The following is a 20,362-nucleotide window of genomic DNA, read 5'->3' on the forward strand; positions in this document are numbered from 1 at the left end:
TTTGTTAAAATGAATATATTATTACCGTAATGTATTAAAAACAAATCTACGGAAGACTTTAATGAATTGGAGTGAAAAGGTATGGATGAAAATATTGCGCAATTAAAAACGATCATTAATCAGTCTCATAAAATTGTTTTTTTCACTGGGGCTGGTGTCTCTGTAGCAAGCGGTATTCCTGATTTCCGCTCTATTGGAGGTTTATATGATGAAATTTCTAAAAAAGGATATTCTCCTGAATATTTGTTGAGTGCGGATTATTTACACAGTGATCCAATTGGATTTATGGATTTCTGTCATCAATATTTATTATTTGCGGATAAAGCGCCTAATCCTGTCCATCAGTGGATTGCACAATTAGAAAAAAAGAAACGTTCACTCGGTGTGATCACTCAAAATATCGATGGATTGCATACAGATGCAGGTAGTCACCATGTAGATGAACTGCATGGGACGTTAAATCGTTTTTATGCGGTAGAAGGCAATGAAACTTATACGAAAGAAGAGGTCATCGCACAAAATTTATATCGGAGTAACAGTAATGGTAGTCCGATTCGTCCTGATATCGTGCTTTATGGCGAAGCACTGGATCAGTCTACTTTATTAAATGCGATTTTTAAAATCAAAGCAGCGGACACACTCGTCGTGTTAGGGTCATCACTTGTTGTCCAACCTGCAGCAGGTTTAATTTCCGAATTTGAAGGAGAAAACCTTGTGATTATCAACAGAGATTCTACCCCTTATGACAGTCGTGCTAACTTAGTCATTCACGATGATATGGTAGGTGTCATTGAAGCGCTACAACAGTTGGACTAAGTGGCAAATAACCATTTTAGACATAACTGCGTTATGATGATTAAAGCGATGATAACATGTATGCCTAAAATAAATCATTAAACCGATGAAGGCACTCGATCTCGGCCTTCACCGGTTTATTTTTTATGAATAAACGAGAACTTGTGTGATTAACATCGCGCCTCCAAATACGAGTACGAATAAGACAACCGGCCAAACAAAACGTAACCAGTGTGAATATTTCATATCAAGCATTTGTAGTGTTGCCATAACCAGTCCTGTTGGTGCTAAAAATAGCATCGCATACTGACCAAACTGATACGCTGTCACCATTACAAATCGTGGTATACCGACAGTATCCGCAAGTGGCGCAAAAATGGGCATTGAAAGTACAGCAAGGCCAGATGATGAAGGCACAATAAATCCTAAGAAAAAGAAGATGAATAACATAATGATAATAAATAATGGACCATTCACATGTTGCACGAGCGTCGATGAAAAATGGAGTATCGTATCTGAAATGAGTCCTTTATTCATGACTAAGTTTATCCCACGTGCGAGACCGATAATGAGTGAAACACCCACTAAGCTTGATGCCCCGTTCACAAAGGCGTCGACGGTTCCTTTTTCTCCTAATCCGTGCTTACCTGTACCCGCAATAAACATAATAATAATCGTCACTGCAAGGAACATAGAAGCCATAACAGGGAACCACCAACCTTGTGTCATGACACCCCAAACCATTAATGGGAACGGAATCACAAATAAGATTAAGATGATTTTTTTACGCCAAGTAAAATGATCAGCATGTTCGTCTTTCCCCATAACAGACCATTGTTCATTAAACGCTTCTCGATCTTCGTATGCATAAGAAGCTTTTGGATCTTTTTTGATTTTTTTAGCATACCAATATAAATAACCGACAACAAAAATAGCCCCGACGATACAGCCAGCAACACGCCAATAGAGTCCCTCTGTAAAGGTAATCCCTGCTGCATTTGAAGCAATGACGACTGAGAATGGATTAATCGTAGAAAAGGTCGTCCCTATCGAACTGGCTAAAAAGATTGCTCCGACACTGACGATAGAGTCATAACCCATCGCAATAAATATTGGTACCAGTATTGGATAAAAAGCGACCGCCTCTTCTTCAATACCACAGAGTGTACCACCAAGTACCATCAAAATAGAAACCATGAAGATAAGTAAAAATTCATGCCCTTTTGTTTTTTTCGTTAATGCCAGCAATCCGGATTCAAAAGAGCCACTGGCACTGACAACGCCTATTAAGCCACCGAGCACAAAGATAAAGACCATAATATCGACCGCTTCAATCGTTCCTTCGACCATTGCATTTGTGATTTCACTCGGTCCTGCTGGTTTTTGTTTAAGGCGTTCATAAGTATTTGGAATAGAAACAGGTTTGTTAATCGAACCAGATTTAAACTGTTCGATTTTAATTTTTACACCCATTTGATCTAATTGTTGTTGCGTTGCTGGCACTTTCTTAACTTCTTGATGTGGGTTTACAATTTTGAGTTCTTGTGAAGAAGGTTCATATGATAATTTTGAATAAGCCCCCGCTGGAATCATCCACGTCGCAAGTACAGCCACAACGGTTAAGATAAATAAAATCACAAATGCACCTGGCATTTTGAGTTTAAATTTCTTTTTATGTGGCGTTGCATCATGATCATGTGGTTGATTTTTGTCTTTCATGTTCACAGGTGGATTCGTATCCTCCATGATGGTCATCTCCTTTTGACAAGATGCCGCAATGCGGCGATAAAAATAGAATTCAAACACTATAAAATGATGAAGATTCTATGTTGTAGGAAGATGATAAAATAAGACAATCCGTAATGAATCGACGCTTTTGCCTATCTCAATATGAAAAATAGATACAGCAAAACGCATATACAGACCCTTTCTTTATATTTACATTATGGCGCCGTTCAGAAATGGGAAGTAGACGATGCGTTGATTCGAGTCATCTTTGAACGATAGACGTGTCGGTGTGATCACCTATTCTACGCCTTTGCATATAGCGCTTGAATCATTTGACTGCATACATTTAAAGTCCTATCTACTTATACCCTAACATGTCATTTTTCAATAAATTAGATTATCCTCACGTTAGGCTTTTAAACAATTCCTATGTTTTGACACTAAAAAAGCCTGAACACGTTGTGACAATGACGGTATTGTACAAACGGTTCAGACTTGTGCGGTTGTGCATTCCATCGCGCATCTTACGGTCACAAATTTATTTTTTTATGACTGTGCCTACTTGCCCGTTTAATGCGTCATCTAATCGTTCTAATGACGTAACAATCACTTCACCTTTAGGGTTATTTTTAATAAAAGCTAACGAAGCTTCTACTTTTGGAAGCATACTTCCTTGCGCAAAATGTCCTTCGTTAATATGATATTCCATTTCAGAAACAGTCACATTTTTCAATGCCTCTTGGTTCGCTTTACCATAGTTCAAATAAATATAATCGACTGTCGTTAAAATGACGAGCTGATCAGATTGTAACTCGGCTCCTAATAAGGCACTTGATTTATCTTTATCAATGACAGCATCCACCCCGTGAAGTGTGCCATCTTGATCTTTTACGACAGGGATGCCCCCGCCACCACTTGAAATGACGAGATTGCCTTGATCAATTAAAGCAGCAATACTTTGTAGTTCGACAATTTCAATTGGTTCAGGTGACGGCACAACGCGACGATAGCCTCGCCCAGAATCTTCAACAAAAGTATAGTGCCGTTCTTTAGCAATGGTCTCTGCAAGCGCTTTGTCATAAAACATGCCTATTGGTTTTGTTGGATGGCTGAATGCTACATCATCTTTGTTAACCAATGTCTGTGTCACCACCGTAACGACAGGTTTGTGAATCCCCAGTTGGTGTAGTTCATTTTGAAGACTTTGTTGAAGTTGATATCCAATATAAGCTTGGCTCATAGCGCCACATTCTGGAAATGGGAAAGGTGGCCCTTGTTCATGTTCTGCGGCATAATTCAATCCGAGATTAATACTGCCTACTTGTGGTCCATTGCCATGACTAATCACAACTTCATTGCCTTTTTCAATCAAAGCAACCAATGATTTCGCAGTATTTTTGACCAATTCTAATTGCGCTGCTGGGGAGTTTCCCAAAGCGTTACCCCCTAGCGCGACTACGATTTTAGCCATACCGTTAGACCTCCCTTATCCAATATTTCCTAAAGTTGCGACCATCACTGCTTTGATCGTATGCATACGGTTTTCGGCTTGTTGGAAAACAACTGAATGTTTGCTTTCAAATACTTCGTCTGTGACTTCCATTTCTTTGAGACCGTATTTTTCATAGATTTCTTTACCAATTTTCGTGTCCGTATTATGGAATGATGGCAAGCAATGTTCAAAAATGACATGTTTATTGCGCGTTTTTTCAATAAGTTGTTGGTTAACTTGGTAAGGTTGTAATAGTTCAATACGTTCTTTCCAAACTTCGTCAGGTTCGCCCATAGACACCCAAACGTCTGTATAAATCACATCTGAACCTTTTACGCCTTCATCGATATCATCTGTCACTACAATTTCGCCACCATTTTCTTTAGCGAGTGCTTTACAACGATTTAATAATACATCTGTTGGATTTAATGCTTTCGGACATACTAAATGGAAACGCATGCCCATAATCGCTGCACCTGCCATTAAAGCATTGGCTACATTGTTGCGCCCGTCTCCTACATAAGTAAAATGCATGTCATGATAAGGCTTTTTCAAAACTTCTTTAGCTGTTAAAAAGTCGGCTAATACTTGTGTTGGATGATCTTCATCTGTAAGTCCATTCCAAACAGGAACACCTGATTTGTCTGCTAACGTTTCAACCGTACGTTGTGAAAATCCTCGGTATTCAATGCCATCATACATAGCACCTAATACGCGTGCTGTATCCGCGACTGTTTCTTTTTTGCCCATTTGACTACCTGTAGGACCAAGATATGTGACACGTGCCCCTTGGTCATAGGCAGCTGTTTCAAATGCACAACGTGTGCGAGTTGAGTCCTTTTCAAAAATTAATGCAATATTTTTCCCTTTCAATGTTTGTTGCTCAATACCTGCGTATTTCGCTCTTTTCAAATCTTCAGAAAGGTTCAATAAAAACTCAACTTCTTCCTTTGTAAAATCAAGTAAAGTGAGAAAGCTTCTATTTCTTAAATTTTGCATTATCCATACAACTCCTTTGTGATTGATTTCACACTAATTGTAACCGCTTTCTTTCCAATTCGTCAATACATTTTACACTATTATTTTACTTATTGTAGTATTTTGTATTTTAATATCTTAAAGCTGTGGAGATTGACGCAATGCCAAAACAGCCAACAATTGGACGCTTCAAGCGAACCTAAAAAAGCCCCTCCAAGGACATTCAAAACGAATGATTTGGAAGGACTTTAAAAAGTTTTAATTAAAATGTGACATTAGATTCCAAAATAATATTCGAAAACGGGGTAATCTCACCTGTGCGGATATTGCCTTTATTCAACGGATGACTCAAATACGCTTTCATTTCTGAGTGCGGGATAAACGCAATTTCTACATCTTGATTGACCAATGTTTTAATCTGTTTCAATTGTGCAGCATTATGCGTTTTAATTTCTTCCGCCAAATAGATTTTTTGAATCTTCAATTCATCTAAAACAGCTGCCAATACATCGATAAAAGAAGGCAATCCTTTTGTTACGGCTAAATCGATTCTTCTCTCATCATTTGGAATCGGCATCCCTGCATCATTGACTGTTAATAAGTCAAAGTGCCCCATCGTTGCGATGGCTTGAGAAACATGGCTATTGAGCATAGTTGATTTTTTCATTATCCTCACCTCTGGCTATTATTTAATAAACACCGTTACCGTTGCGGCTACTAAAATTAATACTAAACCAATAATAGTGACCAACATTTCTTTTTGAGTTTTGCGTTGATTTAAGAAATAAATACCTGTTAATGTTGCTAAAACCACAGATGTTTGAGACAATACGAAACCTGTTGCTAAACCATTCATGTCCGATTGTGCAGAGATTAAATATGTCAACGCGGCAAAAGCGAAGAAGAAACCTGAAATGATTTGTAGCCAAGTGACCTTTTTGTTGAAAGGATTATCTTTTTTCATTGTCATCAAACCATAAATGACAGCAGCAAGCACCATTCCCATTGCTTGTGGTAAAAATGCGGCTTTACCTCCAATATCTGTCGCTTGCGGTGCTGCTGAATAAAGCCAGTATCCAATTTCACCAATTAATAAGATAACCACAGCTTTTTTCAAGTCATTATTTCTTGCTTCTTTAGAATCTTCACTCCAAACAGTCATGCGGGCACCGATTAAAATAACGACTAAAGCGGCAAACCCAATCAGTTTGTTTGTCAAACCTGGCCAGTTCCCTAATGCAAATACACCCCAAAGTGATGCACCTAACAATTGGAAAGCTGTCGTTACAGGCATCGCTCGGGAAGAACCGACATATTCAAAAGCTTTGAATGTCATGATTTGACCAAAACACCAACCTGCACCTGAAAGTAATGCAAAAAATAAATCCATCCCAGTAGGAAAATCTCTACCTGTAAATATGAAAAAGGCACCTGCGAAAATCAGCGTTCCGACTGTAGTACCGATAATCTGATTGACTGGTTTACCTCCAAATTTTGATGCGATGGTAGGAAAAAGACCCCAACCTATGAGTGGTCCTAATCCAATCAATAATGCGACCATGTTCATTAATTACACTCCTCTATCTCTATTAAACAATTTATTTTTTCTTTAACAAGTCTATGTATTAAAATATAACACTTATATATAAATACATAAACTTTCTTTTGTCAAAATTGAAAATGATTATTTTAAAATTTAAAAAAATGAAACAAACTTGTCACAGATTTATGAGAATTTCATTTATTCTCATTTTTATATAAACGATGTCTTCTACTTACATCCCCATCACGTCACACGAATCCATTTGAAAAAAGCTTAGCAACATTTGAATCTGCTACCAAGCTTTGCTTTCATCAATTTGTTATTTTTTCTTTTTAGAAACAACCTGAGTATTTTTACCTTTTTTACCGTTACCTGATGTTTTATCCAATTTCGCTTTAATTCTTTTAACTTCTTGTTCGGCATAGGCACCATAATATCGGTTTGCCAAAAACATTTGAACAATCATAAACAAGGCTGACACAGACCAATATAAACCTAACGCTGAGGCAGAAGTTAATGAAATATAAATGATAAAAATTGGTGAGATAATCATCATCATATATCCCATTTGTCGTTGTTCTTTTGGCATATTTTCTAAACTCACGAGTGATTGTAAAAAGTAAAGAACACCGGCAATAACAGTAATTAAAATGTCAGGCTGCGTGAGATGAAACCACAAAAAGTTCGGATGTTCCGTAATACCGCCGTGTGATGGCCATTTTAAAGAAACATATAAGCCAAATAAAATCGGCATTTGAATTAAAATTGGCAAGCAACCTAACATGCTTTTAAACGGATTAAATTCATATTTCTTATAGACTTCCATCATTTCTTGGTTGGCTGCCATTTTTTCTTCTTGTGTCCGCGCTCGTTTCACTTTTTCTTGTACAGCGTTCATTTCAGGCTTTGCTATTTCCATTACTCTACGCATCATTTGACCATTTTTAGTTTGGCTTAACATAAATGGCAACATTACAAAACGAATCACAAGGACGATAATGATAATCGCAAGCCCATAGTTATGGTTGAGATGGTTACCTAACCAATGTAATAAATGATCCATCGGTTGCGCAAAAGTATTATAGAAAAAGCCCGTTCTGTTTTCACTTTTTGAGTAGTCACAACCTGCTAATAAGACTGTAGTTAAACCTAATAACAGTATGTATTTGAGTTTCATCATTCAATCTGCCTTTCCTAATTTGTCGACACATAATCTGTTGTATCCACTTAGCGTCAAAGATACCGCACGATTCATTTGACAGTTTTGTTTTATTGTGTCTATCTTTTGATAGTATCATAATCCATTCGCTTGTCAAATATACGCTGAGTGAACTAAAAAAGGCAGATTTTATTATTTTCTATACGTAAAGTGCCCTACAGCTTACTCGAATTTTGACCTTCAGCTCACTGTAGTTAATTTACCTATACAGATTAAGACTCTATCAAATAGACTTTTTCGTTATAGCAACGCATATGTGTGACCTTATCATGTAAGAATTGTTGCCACGCTTTCAGTTGTGACGCACTGTATTTTTCTTTAAGTAACTTCAAAGGGACTTGTAGATTCAAACATCGTCCCGCAATGTTAAAACGTGTGACGCCTGCAGGGACTGTTTTACCTTTACGGACAATGGCTTCAATTTCACTAAACTGTAGCGGCTGATATTTCATCAAGATTTCCCGAGGTGTGATACATGTACATGCATCCTGTAAAACACGCTCTACTTGGCAAGTCGAACTATAACTCTCTACAACCTTTTCCCAGACATTCATTTTATTCGTGCTCAAATCTTCAGGATATAAGTATTGCTCGATATCTTCATAACACATAGTAATAAATGGTGTCGTATAACGAATTTCGGTTGTCCAAGGCAAATCGGATTCCGCACTTAGAATGGACGTGAGTTGATCACATGGTACTTTGTGACACCACGCTTCTATAGAATATTGAGCTTGGTGAATCACTTGAACGGGAATCACTTTACAGCCTAATGCTTTCAAACTTGTAAAGCGATGAACACCATCAATCACCATATAACGTCCTTGATTCATTGGAACGACTAAAATGGGATGACGGATAAACTGATCCGCTTCAATACTCTCTTTTGTTTTCTCTAAGCGCGAAGGTTCATACGTCTCATGAATGTCAATTTGATCGACATCTATTAATTTGAGTGATTCATGTAAGTCTTTCAATATGATCCCCCCTTTAATGTTGAGATAAATATATAAATTCAGGATGTGGATGACTCAGAAAATCATGATGTGAGATGGACCAACCATATGCGCCGGCATATTGGAAAACGACGACATCTCCAGTCGCGATTTCTGTGATGTCCACTTGTTTCGCAAAAACATCTTTAGGTGTGCACAGTTGACCGACTAATGTCGCAGCATCATTTATTAGATTTACCTTTTCAAAAGCGTAAAGTTCCAATGGAGAGGTATAGACCTCAAATGGATGGTTATGTTGCCATGAAACGGGAAGTCGAAACTGCTGTGTGCCACCTTTTAAAATGACAAACCATTCTTGATGGACCTTCTTAATATCTAAAACTTCTGTCGCATAATAACCGATATGTGCGACCAGATAGCGACCACATTCAAAATTCAATGTGACATCTTGCATCTCATAAACTTCTATAACCGCTTTAAACCCTGCGACAAAATGAGGCCAATCGAATTGGGCGTTTAAATCCTGATAGTTGACACCAATGCCACCACCCAAGTTGAGATGTTGGAGTTCAAACTGATGTTTCTCTGCCCAAGATTTCGCTTTTTGGAAATAGAGTGCCATCACACGCAAGTGTAATTCGGCATCTAAATTATTCGAGATAGAATGAAAATGAAAGCCCTCTAAATGAATATGCGGTAAAGCGAGTGCTTTTTGGATAACCGTATCTATGTCCTCTTCTGAAATACCGAACTGTGTCGGGCGCCCAGCCATATGTAATGTCGCTTCTGGGAAAGGTCCAGACAAGTTGGCTCTTAATAGAATAGACTGTTGACGATTTTCTTCTTCTAATATGGCATTAAGTCGTTGGAGTTCATAGAGGCTCTCAACATGAATACGACGCACTCCAGATTGGACAGCATACCGTAATTCGGCATCTGTTTTTCCAGGGCCACCAAAAATGATATGGTTGGATGCTACGTGAGCTTGTGCCTTTTCAATCTCACCTTGAGAAGCCACTTCAAAACCAGCAACATATTGAGACATCGCACTTAAAATCGGTGCTTCACTATTCGCTTTCATTGCATAGTACATCTCACAATTTTCAGGTAAAGACTGCACGCAAGCTTGGACATGTGCTGCTAAAGCATCCATATCATAAATATAATGACAAACCGAAGCATCCACCTGTATCGTCGCAATCGTCTCGTTAATTTTCTCCATCTATGTTCACCTCTTTGATTTCTCCAACAGTCTGTTTAAAATGACGATAAATTTTACCGCGGTCGTCACCTAAAACAAACATTTTCACGCCTTTGTGTTGCCATTCTTTAATATGGGCTTGCGTTCTTGGCAATGCACAAAATAGCTTATCGTGGGCTTGTGTCGCTTCAAATACACGCGTAATATGATCCCGTACTGTTGGATGCGTTGTTTGCCAAGGCAATCCTACAGATTGAGATAAATCAGCAGCGCCTTCGATAATCATATCGATACCGTCGACTTGTACGATGTCTTCAATCGCTTCTACACCTTCGATATCTTCAATCATGACTATGACCATAATATGTGCATTCGCTTGCTTCATGGCTTCATCAAGTGGAATCTCGCCGAATTGTGCTATGCGCCCGCCATTCAAACTTCTCATACCTTGCGGGTAATAACGACTCAACTTCACCACTTGTTCAGCAGTTTGCTTATCTTTAACATGAGGCACAATGATACCTCTTGCGCCCATATCTAATACTTTAATAATGTCACGTTCAATCGCTTGTGTGACTCGCACAATTGGAATGATATGCGCCGCTTCAGCTGTCCGTATCAAATGCGCTAATGTCTCATCATTAATCGCGACATGTTCCGTATCAATAATGACAAAGTCAAAGCCACTCGCCGCCATGATTTCAATCATTAACGGGTCAGGAATGGAATTAAACAAGCCATACAATGCCTCTGTTTGGGCCAATCTTGTCTTCACTGATAAACGTTGCACTTTATACGCCTCCTAACGGATTATTCACGTGATGAATACGCATTTCCGAATCATCTCTCAAACGCCGTGTCGTCAATTTTTCAACTTGAATGGTCGGTTCAAACAAATCAAAATGCGCATAATTTTGAAGATTTGGAAAATGATTTTGATACGTTTTGATGACTTGTGCAATCATCTCCCATTGTTTGCGTTCCTCTAGCTGATATTGGGCATTGATAAACCGTACGATTTCAGCGATATTGATAAAGAAAAAGGCATCATGCAAAAAGTCTCTGACTAATGCTTCATCTTCTGTTTCAATAAATGAATTACTATTAATCTTTTTATGCGACTCTGGCATCTCTTTTAACTTTGGATCTTGTGCAATATCACTAAGTAACGCACGTTTAAAGCGAACACCATCATGAAAGTCTTTTAATGCAATGCGTGTTGGCCATCCATCTTCATGAATAAGCATCATGTTTTGCGCATGCGATTCAAAAGCGATGCCGTGATAGTAAAGCATGTGAATCATCGGCTCAATCGCAACTTTGAAAAATTGCTCTAACCATGCTTCTAAGCCATATTGCGCAATCCAAGTTTGGATGAGCGGTTGCTGTTGTGTATCTAAAACGTAAAGTGCATTAAATGGTATCGCAGACTCTTTTGGTTCAAGGTAGTTGTGAATATTTTCTCTCCATATCACTCCAAGCGCGCCGTATACGTGCGCTTGCTTGGTCTCTGTTGCCTGTTTATTCAAATAGGCTTGACCCAATACTTCGCCTAAAAAGACTGTTTTTAAAGTTTCTGCTAAATAAACATCGTGCGCTTGAATTTTTTTTATCCAATCCGTAATCTGTGCTGCATTTTCAATCGTATGTGGTGCTAAGATGCGTTTTGTCGATGTATTCGTCAAGCTCATCGGTACTTTTAAGTAGTAACGCTCCGGTTGTTGTGGCGTTAATGTACGAATAGATTGTTGCGGCGTGTACTTTTCTTCTGATATTCCTAAGTACAACAATTCGCCTTGCCATTTCGCCTCCGCAAATTCGACTTCTATGACACGTTCAAATTGCCATGGGTGAACGGGTAGGATGGCGACATCGTCAACGTCTTTGCCATGAGATTGAATCGTTTCCACAAATTGCGTATAAGTATCAGACCCCAGTTGCGCTTGTAACAGCTGACTCACTTCTATCGACTGTGAAATAGTTTCTTCTATATTATGTTTATCTACAGCCACCCAATGTAGTTGAAATGCAGGTCGAAAATCTGGGCCATATGTCGCGTTATCTTTTAAGCTAAAACCTAAACGTGATTTGTAGCTCGGATGATACATGTGTCCATCCATCGCATAAGCTTCATAGTCATCATAAGTGACGAGCTTTTCAACGGGATGTGCCTTGCGATAACGCCAAGCTTGGATGTCTTTAAGCTCGGTTTGTAGCAATTCAATGATGAAGTGCTCTAATTTTGCTTCATCTTTTTCGAATGTAAATTCAACTGTTCTTAACAGTGTCACATAATCTAGCGTTTCCGTTTGACCTTCTGCATGACGCAACCATACAGGAGAAACAACCGTTAAGCGCCCAAAACTCAATGAAGCTTGAATATCAACCTGATAGCTGACATCCGTTCCTTTAAGGGTGTAACGATCGTAGTCTTTAAACGATGCAACGTCATACTGTACGACATCTTCATAAATTAATGACGTTATCAGTTGGTTCATAATGCGTGTTCTTACTTTTTGTACGATACTATCCAATGAGTTGATCCTCCTTTTCCATAAAAATCGGATTCGGTATGTCGATGTAAATTGGATTTTCGCCACAATCTTTCAATTTACTTGTTAAGTTCGCTTTCGCTTCAAAAAATGGTGTGTCACATAAATCTTGAATACACGCTTGCATCACTTCATTACCACTAGCTTGCCACTGGACTAACTGTTGGCGCACTACAGACCAAAGTTGTGATTCATTACGGTATCCTTTTCCTATCGTTGAAATGAGATGTCCAAGCTGATTGACAATAATATAATATTTAAAGCGATGCCATGCTTCTTGATGTGGTAAGACTACTGGACTCTCTTCGTGAACAATATTAGGAATAATATTCGCTTGTTGTGCAAGTTCACGTGATACACAAATACCTTCTAAGTCTCTGACATAACACGTATGCGGACTCCCCTGTTTTAATGCAATCAGTGTATTTTGAACATGCGCTTCTAAACTAATCCCTGTTTCTGAGAACAGTTTCAACATTGGTCGTAACGTCATATTTAAGTAATCAGCAAGCCACGCTTCACTCGTAAATCCACTCTGTTCAATACGCAGACTTAATAACGATGTCGCATTATCTGGTAACGTTTCTACTAAACTCGCAAGCACGTGAATATCTTGCTCGGTTTGATAACTTTCAATACCTTCTCTTACAATCATGGCGCTATTTTCTAAAAGATGACTGTCGGCTTGCGAATCTACTTTAAAAGCGCGATAACCTTCTTCAAACATCAGCTTAAAGGCTGCAGTTTCATAAGAACGTTTAACTGTTGCGATGATTTCTGCGGCATCTAATGTACGTTCAATTTGTTCGAAGTCATTGGTTCTTACAAAATTAGTAATTTTCACTTGAATCGGTAGCTTCAAATAAAAGTTCAAATGTTTCGCAAAAACTGTGCGCACAGAGGAAGTCGGATAAACTTCATCACCACATGGTCCATAAACACGGACTAACCCTTTTGCACACCATACTTTGAACAGTCCACTTTGTTTCAAAATATCAATTTGGAAAGGGTGCACAGCAAGTAATTTGAAGTCTTTGCCGATGTCTGATTTAGGAATTTTAGACAACTGATGTAATTTCGTATCCACCCCTGACTGATGTCCTGTTACATAACGTTCAAGTAGCAATGATTGGTGGACTGCAATATAAAATAATCGGAATGACACATGACACTCTGGCGCATATGCTTGAATGTCTGCTTGTGAAAATCCTGTCGCACTTTTAGGCGTAGGATGAAAAGGATGACCTAAATAGAGCGACTGTTCTGATTGAATGTAACGCGTTTCATGATGTTGAGACTCACGAAAGGCTAAATAGCAAGCTGTCCGTTCAATACTATTATCAATATCAGTTTGCACTGCTTCCAAACGCTGTTTGATTTCACTTTGGTCTTCATCCGTCTCATCCACCATTTTTTCTAAAATAAGATGGATCCCTTCCACTGGTGTCAGTTGCGATACTGTATCACCTTCGTGTAATGTGATGTGATTGTCATACATATGATGCCCCATCGGTGACCAGTAACTGAATTGTCCCATCAATTTACGCGCCTCATTCAGTTGAATTGTCCATTGATGAGAAGGGTCAGACTCCCGGTACTGTCCATTTTCTCGAAAATAGACATTCAATATTCTTTCTAATGCAGCATGCGTTGCGATGTTTTTTGTATTATGCTTTTGCACGTTTTTCCTTTGCCTCCCATAGTTTCATTAAAGTCAAATCGACTTTCTGATTTTTAATATGTGATGAGCATAAAACTAAACTGCTCATTATAAAAACACAGCCCATGACAATAAAGGTCATACTTGGTTGCGTATAACTTGTAATCGCGGCGCCACCTAAACTACCTAACACCTGTCCTAACACGAGCAAACTATTCGTCGAACCTACAAAAGTCCCTTTCAAACGTTGATCACTCGCATTAACGACGACAAACATTACACTTTGAATGAGTGCGCTATATGTGAGGCCCTGCAAAATACGCGTGATTCCGAGTATCCATACGTTTGGTGAAATGCCTTGTAAGACAACACTCAAACCGCATAAAACACTCGCAGTGACATAAACACTTTTGACATAGGAACGATCATTAAAATAACCCCATAACGGTGCACTCATCATTGAAGCCGTCCAAAAAGCAGACTGCAAGAAACCGACGACGGCGCGATGATCGACAGCTGTTTGATTCACTTCTGATGTTAAAGGTGCTAATGCTGTCAACATGCCGTACATCGCAAAGTTTGCTAAAATGCCTACAACGATGAAACGAGACGTCACTTTGGATGACAATAAACATTGAATGGAACGGCGTACACTCGTCTGAACCTTTTGCGCTGACGTTATAGCGATGTGTGCAGTTTCTTTGAGTAAGAAGACACCTAACACACAAATAACAAAAGTGAATATGGCGATACCTATTAATAACACTTGGAATCCGAGAAGCGTCGCAAGCACACCCCCGATGAGGGGCCCTATCAATGATCCTGCACTGACAGAGCTTTGCAATTTGCCTAACACGGCGCCCCGCTTCTCCGGTGGTGCTTCACTACTTGCGAAAGCACTTGATGCATCAACGACACCACCAAAAACACCTTGTAACAATCTCACAATGACAAATTGTAAAGGGGTTTGACAGAATCCCATTAATAATAAGCACATACCTAATCCGAAAAGTGCACGTAAAACCATCCATTTTCGACTGATTTTGTCACCGAGCTTGCCCCATAATGGAGAGGAAATCATTGTTGTAATGGCCGGTGCAGCAATGGCAATACCACTCCAAAACTGAATCTCTACGACACTCAAATCTTGCAGTGACGCCATATAAATAGGTAATAAAGGCACTAATACCGTTAACCCTGCTATGGAAATAAACTGGCTCATCCACAACATTCTAAAGTTGGTTTTCCAAATTTTCTCACTATTCATGTTTCATCATAGGATTGGGCACACGACCTAAACTGGAAGGCATACTCCCTCCACCCGATTCTTTTTGCAATAACAGTGGCAATATAATGCGTTTAAACGGCCATGTCTGTTGCTCAAGTAAAATAGCTTCGACTTTCTCTTTATCTTCAGGCAACCATTCTATCGTAGAAACCCAATATGTTAATTGATTGCGTAAAATAGTCATTAAATCATGTTCTGCAATATCAAAGACTTGGACTAACGCATCAATAATGGCGTACAAATTAACACTGACCGCTAACGTTTGGAAATAAGCAAAGAAATCTTCTAGCGTTTCATTGATGAGCGTGTTCGGTGTATCTTTACGTACGGTATACTGAGGCACCTCAATGTGTTGCTGTTTTAACCATTTCGGATAGATGCGTACCGTATCGTGATCACGTAAAACGAAACTTGAAACTTTGCCATCTTTAAATGCAATCAGTACATTTTGTCCATGAAGTTCAGGTAAGGCGCCCGACTTCATAAATGAACATGTCATCTCTAAAAATGACGACGTAATAGCTTCAAATAAATCCGTGATTTGTGCCTGTGTGAGTGACCCATGAGGCTGACTTAAAATCATGCGGTACAGTGAATCATCGTGTGCTGCAAGAGCTGCCATTGAAACCAACTGTTGCCCGACATCTTTTTTAATCGCTTCAGGATATTGTCTGAATTGCATCGTCAAATGTCCTAACTGATCTTTGAAAATATCACCGTCTGCCGATAAATAGGACCACCATGCCGTCTCATCACATGGCCATACATGACCTTTGAGTCGCTCATCTTGTTGAATCAACGTGTGTAATAATTGTTCAGCTACTTCGCCATTCTTCATATAACGTGTCGGTGTTAATCGAAGTGCCCCTAAAGATTGAATGGATAGTGGCACTTTCAAATGTTCAAACGGTTGTTCCAGATTAATGAGCGTTCTCATAGAAGAAGAGGATAAATAACGTCCAAACGTATGCTTTAAGCGCACCACTTGTTGTGCTTCTATTTCAGCTTCGAATTCAACAGGAAGTACATGTTCATACTGCCATGGATGAACTGGAAAGATCATATACGCTGTCTCTAATAGACCTCTCTCTTGAAGTTCTGCTTTGCATGGGTCTAACGTTGCACCAAAATAATCCTGATAACGTTGGGCATCTGCTTTTTGACCATTTAATACGAAGTCTTTATGAACCGCTACCGTATTCAGTGCGATCGGTTGATGAAATTCTGACTGATACTTTTCATAGTCACTTACGCGAAATCCACGCTTTTCCTTCGCGATAGGATGAAACGGGCGATCTTTAAAACTCGCTAATTGCTCGGCTCTAATAAATGGATGGTCAGACAAGTTCATGCCCTTCAGTTGTCCTGTTAATTGTTGTACAGCGTCTTGTAATCCTTGTCTAAAGCGTCGCCATTCCCACGCTTCTGCTTCTGATGGATTCATTTCGACGATTTGCTCCCATAATTCAACAGCATGCAATGTTTTTTCTTGACCATGCTGACAGAGTAGGACAGCACTCGGCGCATAACGAAACAGATTTAACCCACTCATATAAACAGGAATGCTTAAGTACCTTTCCGTTGTGCCATAATGTAAAAACAATTGATGACCATGCATCACAACCTCACTCTTAGACGCTAATCCACCGATATCTTCGAATAAAAGCGCATCTACCAAATCTTTTAAAATCGTTTGTTGCGCAAGCGCTTCGTTATTTCGTATTTTTTGCACATTCATGAGTGAACACCCCTTAATATAAACTCAATGATGTTCCAATATTTTGTGCTTTTGCTTCTCGATAAATGAAATACGCACTTGCAATATCTTCAATCGCCATACCCATTGGATTTAATAAAATGATTTCTTCATCATTTTCTCTTCCTACAACTTCACCTGTCACAAGCTGTCCTAATTCAGCATGAAGTTTATCTTTACTAAATTTACCTTCTAAAACAAGTTGATTGATTGTTTTCTTCTCGCGATTACATTGTGACCAGTCATCGACAACGACTTTATCTGCTTTAGCAAATACGTCTTTTTGTACATCCATAATCGAAATATTACTAATAAATGCACCTTTTTGAAGCCATTCATATTCAATGTAAGGTTGATCCGTCACTGTACATGGAATAATCACTTCACCTTGCATGACCGCTTCTTTAGCTGTTTCAGCTTTAATAAATGTAATATCCGGACGCAATGCTTCCCATTTCTCGATAAATTGAATCGCTGCTTTGTCAAAATGATCATATATGTATACATTGCGAATACTTTCAAATTGTTCAAGCATCGTTTGGAGCTGCTTATCTCCAATTAAGCCACATCCAATGATTGTTAAATCTTTAAAACCAGGCTTAGCTAAATATTTTGTGGCAATAGCGGAAACGGCAGCCGTACGCATACTACTAATCAAACTTGCTTCCATCACTGCGATAGGATAGTTCGTTTCAGGGTCATTAAGAATAATAACCGCACTTGCACGTTCTTTTTGACGTTTTGACGGATTGTCATGCTTACTACCAATCCATTTAATCCCAGAAATTGAAAGGTCGCCGCCAATATGACTTGGCATCGCGATAATACGGTCAGCAATATGGCCGTTCTCTGTATTTTGTCTTAAGTAAGGCTTTAAAGGCTGGACAAAATCTTCATGGGCATGCGCAGTGAGTGCTTCTGTCAATGCATCAACATAGATTTGTGAGTGATCGCCTCCTAAGTTTTGGATATCTGTACGATTTAAATATAATAATTCGTTATTCATGCGTGATGTGCTCCTTCTTATGTTTTAATTGTTCTAACCATTGTTCTGAATAAACTAAATCTAAATAACGATCGCCTCTATCTGGAAAAATCGTCACAATTGTTTTGCGCGGTTCTATGCGTTGCGTCAACTGTGCAATCGCAGAAACGACTGAACCTGTCGAGCCTCCTGCAAAAATGCCTTCTTCATTGACTAACTGCTGGCATCCGAGCGCTGAATCATAATCATCGACATGAATGACATCATCAATCTCTGCGTGATTAAGAATTTCGGGTACGCGACTGGCACCGATACCCGGTAGCTCTCGATGACATGGCGTGTCACCAAAAATAACAGAGCCTTTCGCATCGACAGCGATAATTTGCGCGTTCGGATGATGGGCTTTTATTTTTCGACTCATCCCCATAATGCTTCCTGTCGTACTGACAGGCGCCACAAAGTAATCAATGGGTCTATCCATAGCGGCAACAATTTCACTTCCTGCCCCATGATAGTGCGCTTTCCAATTCAACTCATTCGCATATTGATTGATCCAGTAGGCATTGTCATCTTGTTGCAACAGCGCCTTTACTCTCTTAATACGCGTGATTAAATAACCACCGTGTTCATCTGGTTCATCAACCATATCTATATTTGCACCATAACTTTGGATAATTTTTAAATTAATGGGTGAAATTTTAGGATCAACGACACACGTTAACTTTAAGCCTTTAATCTTGGCAATCATGGCTAAAGCAATGCCGAGATTTCCAGAAGTGCTTTCGATTAAGTGTGTGGACGAATCAATGCGTCCTGTTTCTAATCCATGTTCAATAATGTATTTGGCCGGTCTATCTTTCATACTTCCACCAGGATTCATATACTCCAATTTGGCAAACACATCATGTTCCGGAAACATTTTTTGAAGTTGTACCATCGGTGTATTGCCAATACAAGACAGTAATGTATCTTGGTGCGGTTCAGCTTTATTAAACAAAAACATTCCTCCTAAAATTATATTGTGTGATTCAATTGATAATGATTATCATTATCGATAGGCTGTATTATATTTTCTCAAAATATTCATGTCAAACATTTATATATTTTCTTTTTTTTAAAAAATTGTATTGACTTAAAGATAACTTTCATACATACTACAATTGATAATGATTCTCATTGTCATAATATAGGAGGAGGATTCCGACAACTTATGAAGAATACATTTAAGGTCTTTATGATGGCGCTTGCTTTCATTCTTGTGTTAGCCGCATGTGGCAATGATTCTCAAAAAGAGACAGAGAAAAAAGAGAACGATGCGGTGACAATTAAACATGCTTTAGGTACGACTGAAATTAAAGGTGAACCTAAAAGAGTCGTTACGTTATACCAAGGTGCAACTGATGTTGCCGTTGCTTTAGGTGTTAAACCCGTTGGTGCTGTAGAATCATGGGCACAACAACCTAAATATGATTATTTGAAAGATGATTTAAAAGATACAAAGATTGTAGGTCAAGAACCTGCACCGAATTTAGAAGAAATTGCGAAGTTAAAACCTGATTTGATTGTTGCTTCAAAAGTGCGTAATGAAAAAGTTTACGACCAACTTTCAAAAATCGCCCCTACAATTTCTCAAGACACTGTTTATAAATTTAAAGACACGACAGAAATGATGGGTAAAGCTTTAGGTAAAGAAAAAGAAGCAGATGCATTACTGAAAAAATATGATGATAAAGTAGCGAAGTTTAAGAAAGATGCAGAAGCGAAATATGGTGACAAATGGCCACTTTCTGCTTCAGTTGTGAACTTCCGTGCTGACCATACTCGTATTTATGCAAGTGGTTATGCAGGCGATATTTTACACGACTTAGGTTTCAAACGCCCAGAAGCGCAACAAAAAGAAGTTGATAAAGGAAAAGACATTATTCAATTAACATCTAAAGAGAGTATTCCTTTAATGGATGCAGATCAAATTTTCGTTTTCAAATCTGATCCTACTGCAAAAGATGCTAAACTCGTTAAACAAACAGAAGACGAGTGGACTTCAAGCAATGAATGGAAAAACCTAGACGCTGTTAAAAAAGGACACGTTGCTAAAAACGTCGACGAAATCACTTGGAATTTAGCAGGTGGTTATCAATCATCATTAAAATTAATCGATGACTTATACGAAAAATTAGACATTAAAAAATAATGTCATGAAATAAGGAGT

17 protein-coding genes are annotated in these 20,362 nt (G+C 38.8%); 2 read left to right on the forward strand and 15 right to left on the reverse strand.

Annotation, left to right across the window (positions count from 1 at the left end):
• Positions 1-81 precede the first annotated feature (81 nt).
• A complete protein-coding gene (locus C1H58_RS03435; RefSeq protein ID WP_165545338.1) occupies positions 82-816 on the forward strand; it encodes an NAD-dependent protein deacylase in 735 nt (244 codons plus the stop codon).
• Positions 817-939: 123 nt separating this feature from the next.
• Here the strand turns inward: C1H58_RS03435 and C1H58_RS03440 are convergent, their stop codons facing one another.
• The 15 genes from C1H58_RS03440 to sbnA all read right to left on the reverse strand — a co-directional run bounded on the left by C1H58_RS03440 (position 940) and on the right by sbnA (position 19,150).
• Positions 940-2,514: a YfcC family protein gene (locus tag C1H58_RS03440; RefSeq protein ID WP_060830484.1), complete on the reverse strand. Its 1,575-nt coding sequence runs from the start codon at positions 2,512-2,514 to the stop codon at positions 940-942.
• A 547-nt stretch (positions 2,515-3,061) separates the two neighbouring features.
• Positions 3,062-3,994, reverse strand: a complete 933-nt coding sequence (arcC, locus tag C1H58_RS03445; RefSeq protein ID WP_165545339.1) for a carbamate kinase — start codon at positions 3,992-3,994, stop codon at positions 3,062-3,064.
• A 15-nt stretch (positions 3,995-4,009) separates the two neighbouring features.
• Entirely contained in the window at positions 4,010-5,014 is a 1,005-nt protein-coding gene (gene argF / locus C1H58_RS03450; RefSeq protein WP_165545340.1) for an ornithine carbamoyltransferase, read from the reverse strand.
• Between the two features lie 241 nt (positions 5,015-5,255).
• Positions 5,256-5,660: a D-ribose pyranase gene (gene rbsD, locus C1H58_RS03455; RefSeq protein ID WP_165545341.1), complete on the reverse strand. Its 405-nt coding sequence runs from the start codon at positions 5,658-5,660 to the stop codon at positions 5,256-5,258.
• Between the two features lie 18 nt (positions 5,661-5,678).
• Entirely contained in the window at positions 5,679-6,560 is an 882-nt protein-coding gene (rbsU, locus tag C1H58_RS03460) for a ribose/proton symporter RbsU (RefSeq protein WP_165545342.1), read from the reverse strand.
• 295 nt (positions 6,561-6,855) lie between these two features.
• The gene (gene yidC, locus C1H58_RS03465) at positions 6,856-7,713 is read right to left on the reverse strand and encodes a membrane protein insertase YidC (RefSeq protein ID WP_165545412.1); all 858 of its coding nucleotides are present in this window, start codon (positions 7,711-7,713) and stop codon (positions 6,856-6,858) included.
• Between the two features lie 254 nt (positions 7,714-7,967).
• A complete protein-coding gene (gene sbnI / locus C1H58_RS03470; RefSeq protein WP_165545343.1) occupies positions 7,968-8,732 on the reverse strand; it encodes a bifunctional transcriptional regulator/O-phospho-L-serine synthase SbnI in 765 nt (254 codons plus the stop codon).
• A 13-nt stretch (positions 8,733-8,745) separates the two neighbouring features.
• Positions 8,746-9,933 carry a type III PLP-dependent enzyme gene (locus tag C1H58_RS03475; RefSeq protein WP_165545344.1) on the reverse strand — a complete coding sequence of 396 codons (1,188 nt, stop codon included), beginning with the start codon at positions 9,931-9,933 and terminating at the stop codon, positions 8,746-8,748.
• On the reverse strand, positions 9,920-10,702 hold the full coding sequence (locus C1H58_RS03480) for an aldolase/citrate lyase family protein (RefSeq protein WP_165545345.1): 783 nt from the start codon (positions 10,700-10,702) through the stop codon (positions 9,920-9,922). The genes C1H58_RS03475 and C1H58_RS03480 overlap by 14 nt, the downstream gene beginning before the upstream one ends.
• A gap of 1 nt (position 10,703) precedes the next feature.
• On the reverse strand, positions 10,704-12,446 hold the full coding sequence (gene sbnF / locus C1H58_RS03485; RefSeq protein ID WP_207554622.1) for a staphyloferrin B biosynthesis protein SbnF: 1,743 nt from the start codon (positions 12,444-12,446) through the stop codon (positions 10,704-10,706).
• The gene (locus C1H58_RS03490) at positions 12,439-14,145 is read right to left on the reverse strand and encodes an IucA/IucC family protein (RefSeq protein ID WP_165545346.1); all 1,707 of its coding nucleotides are present in this window, start codon (positions 14,143-14,145) and stop codon (positions 12,439-12,441) included. Before C1H58_RS03490 ends, sbnF begins: the two co-directional genes overlap by 8 nt.
• On the reverse strand, positions 14,132-15,391 hold the full coding sequence (locus C1H58_RS03495; protein ID WP_165545347.1) for an MFS transporter: 1,260 nt from the start codon (positions 15,389-15,391) through the stop codon (positions 14,132-14,134). Before C1H58_RS03495 ends, C1H58_RS03490 begins: the two co-directional genes overlap by 14 nt.
• Positions 15,384-17,135, reverse strand: a complete 1,752-nt coding sequence (gene sbnC, locus C1H58_RS03500) for a staphyloferrin B biosynthesis protein SbnC (protein ID WP_347563067.1) — start codon at positions 17,133-17,135, stop codon at positions 15,384-15,386. Before sbnC ends, C1H58_RS03495 begins: the two co-directional genes overlap by 8 nt.
• Before the next feature lie 28 nt (positions 17,136-17,163).
• On the reverse strand, positions 17,164-18,174 hold the full coding sequence (gene sbnB, locus C1H58_RS03505; RefSeq protein WP_165545349.1) for an N-[(2S)-2-amino-2-carboxyethyl]-L-glutamate dehydrogenase SbnB: 1,011 nt from the start codon (positions 18,172-18,174) through the stop codon (positions 17,164-17,166).
• Positions 18,167-19,150, reverse strand: a complete 984-nt coding sequence (gene sbnA / locus C1H58_RS03510; RefSeq protein ID WP_016425799.1) for a 2,3-diaminopropionate biosynthesis protein SbnA — start codon at positions 19,148-19,150, stop codon at positions 18,167-18,169. The genes sbnB and sbnA overlap by 8 nt, the downstream gene beginning before the upstream one ends.
• Before the next feature lie 213 nt (positions 19,151-19,363).
• Here sbnA and C1H58_RS03515 point away from each other — a divergent pair, with 213 nt between their 5' ends.
• Positions 19,364-20,344 (forward strand): ABC transporter substrate-binding protein, encoded by a 981-nt coding sequence (locus tag C1H58_RS03515; protein WP_060829179.1) that lies wholly within the window; start codon positions 19,364-19,366, stop codon positions 20,342-20,344.
• The last annotated feature ends 18 nt before the right edge of the window (positions 20,345-20,362 follow it).

It is taken from the genome of Staphylococcus sp. 191 (assembly GCF_011174885.1).
Taxonomy (GTDB): domain Bacteria; phylum Bacillota; class Bacilli; order Staphylococcales; family Staphylococcaceae; genus Staphylococcus; species Staphylococcus coagulans.